A 549-nucleotide genomic window follows, 5' to 3' on the forward strand; every position below is an offset into this window, starting at 1 on the left:
ACTCTGTATCACTTTTTAAAGCCAGAGGAAGAAAAGCATTTACAAAAAGGCCCTAATGGTGCTGTTTATATGTTCTACAATGGCATTTTTAATTCACCAGATGAAGCAGCCGGTAATGCTGTCCAATTGGCTGTTAATAAAAATGGTCCCCTTTATTTTACATACTTTCCCCAAGCTGATGATGTGCTGGTAGAATTAGGGGTAGCATATTATCAAAAGTTTTGGGAGGGTAGCACTTGGGGATTGAGTAATTCGACCAAGAAGTTCCAAGATTTTATCTATCGTTATGGCAATGACAATGCTATTGTTAGTGGGCATAGCCGGGGTACCTTAACAATACGCAATGGAGCAAATGACTTGCAAGAACATGGTATCCACAGTGTAGCCAAGAAAACAGACTTCTATCTTGTTGGAGCGGCTGCTCACATGCAATCGATGGCCAATACAGTAGATTATCTAAGCGATGGCGAAAAAAATTATATCTACATACAAGGTCATATGTTAGACCCCATTAGTACAGTGATTGGTTACAATTGGCCTACGGCTTAT

General features: G+C 39.9%; 1 pseudogene. It reads left to right on the forward strand.

The features are described 5' to 3' along the window. Positions 1-549: pseudogene (locus ACFIQE_RS11340) on the forward strand (filamentous hemagglutinin); the annotation flags it as partial.

Origin of the sequence: Bartonella sp. AA1HLJMS, from assembly GCF_042197445.1 — a bacterium.
Taxonomy (GTDB): domain Bacteria; phylum Pseudomonadota; class Alphaproteobacteria; order Rhizobiales; family Rhizobiaceae; genus Bartonella.